At 45.1% G+C, this 1,692-nt stretch carries 2 protein-coding genes and 1 pseudogene; all 3 read left to right on the top strand.

Going from position 1 to position 1,692, the window contains the following annotated elements; translation table 11 throughout:
* Positions 1–54 precede the first annotated feature (54 nt).
* Positions 55–537, top strand: a pseudogene (locus tag Q0F04_RS11840) (DUF3362 domain-containing protein); the annotation flags it as partial.
* A gap of 43 nt (positions 538–580) precedes the next feature.
* Positions 581–1,345 (top strand): SDR family NAD(P)-dependent oxidoreductase, encoded by a 765-nt coding sequence (locus tag Q0F04_RS11835; RefSeq protein WP_295753541.1) that lies wholly within the window; start codon positions 581–583, stop codon positions 1,343–1,345.
* Between the two features lie 16 nt (positions 1,346–1,361).
* A partial coding sequence (locus Q0F04_RS11830) for a hypothetical protein (protein ID WP_295753537.1) occupies positions 1,362–1,692 on the top strand: 331 nt, incomplete at its 3' end.

The raw sequence follows: 1,692 nt of genomic DNA, 5'->3' as shown, positions 1-1,692 counted from the left end.
ATAATTAATAAAAAACAGCAAAGTTAATAAAAAAAATTTTTTCATAGAAGCTTAATAAAAAAATATAACAAGATGAACCAGAAGATCCACAAAGACCAGTACCTGGTTCCGTATCTGATGTCATCACATCCGGGATCCAGAATGAAGGATGCGGTAGAACTTGCGGAGCATATCCGGGATCTGGGGTATATGCCGGAACAGGTGCAGGATTTCTATCCGACACCATCCACGATCTCTACATGTATGTATTATACGGGAGTGGACCCAAGGACAATGCAGCCGGTCTATGTGCCGAAAAATCCGCATGAAAAGGCAATGCAGAGAGCACTGATCCAGTATCGGGATCCAAAGAATTATGATCTGGTCATGGAAGCACTGAAGAAAGCACACCGGATGGATCTGGTAGGATTTGACAAACACTGTCTGATACGTCCGAGAAAGGAAAATGCCAGAAAGCGTGTTTCGCAGGGAACCCATTCTTCACAGGGAAACAGACAGAAAAAGAAATCGATCCGGAATGTGCATAAAAAGAAATAACAAGACAAAGAAACCAACATACAGATGCAAAGAGGTGTTAAAGTTGAAAATAGCGATCGTTACAGGAGCATCGTCTGGAATGGGAAGAGAATTCGTGCTTCAGATCCCACGGCTATATAAGAATCTGGATGAATTATGGGTTGTGGCAAGACGAACGGATCGTCTGAAAAGTCTGCAGGAACAGGTGAAAATCCCGGTCAGAATCTTCGACGGGGATATGCAGAGAAACTATATATTCGAAAAAATACAAAAAGAACTGGAACGCCGGCAGGCGGATGTAAGGATGCTTGTGAATGCAGCGGGATATGGCAAGATCGGCAGAGTCGCAAGCATAGATCTGAATGAGCAGTGCGGTATGGTTGATCTGAACTGCACGGCACTCACTAAAATGACAGGGATCTGTCTTCCATATCTGTCAAAAGGCAGCCGGATCATTAATCTTGCCTCGGCGGCTGCGTTCTGTGCACAGCCGGGCTTCTGCGTATATGCAGCTTCCAAAGCATATGTGCTGCGTTTCTCGCAGGGACTGGCGGCAGAATTAAAGAAACAGGGGATCCTGGTAACTGCGGTGTGTCCGGGACCGGTACATACAGAATTCTTTGACCGGGCAGGAACGCTTGCAGTGAGTAAAAAAGAAGCATTCTGTGCCGAACCGGAGGCAGTGGTAACGCAGGCACTTACAGACAGTGTACATGGAAGAAGCATTTCGGTATACGGAGCAGCTATGAAAGGATCCAGAATCCTTTCCAAGATCCTTCCGGACCGCCTGCTTGTATGGGGAATGATGAAGATCAATAATACAGAATAAGAAAAGGACAGGCAATATGAAAACAGAAAAAGGACAGCCGGGATATATAAAGGCGAAAAAACAGAAATACCTTCTGGGAGCAGTTGTGGAATTTGTAATCGTGATCGCAATCTTTGTGACCGGATATATCCAGACAGGATCCAGACTGAATCTGCTTACCGTTGTGGCAGTAGTCGGATGCCTTCCGGCAGCAAAGATGCTGGTTGAATTTATCACAATGGCACCGTACAAGAGTATTGAAGAAGCAAAATATCAGGAACTGGAGGAAAAAGCACCTTTGATACTGAAGGCATATGATATGATCATTACCAGCTCACAGAAGATCATGCCTCTGGATGCAGTGGTAG

The organism is uncultured Holdemanella sp. (assembly GCF_934772795.1).
Classification (GTDB): Bacteria; Bacillota_I; Bacilli_A; order Erysipelotrichales; family Erysipelotrichaceae; genus Holdemanella.
The sequence above is the reverse complement of the archived record's forward strand: the minus strand, read 5'-3'. Positions and strand labels throughout refer to the sequence as shown.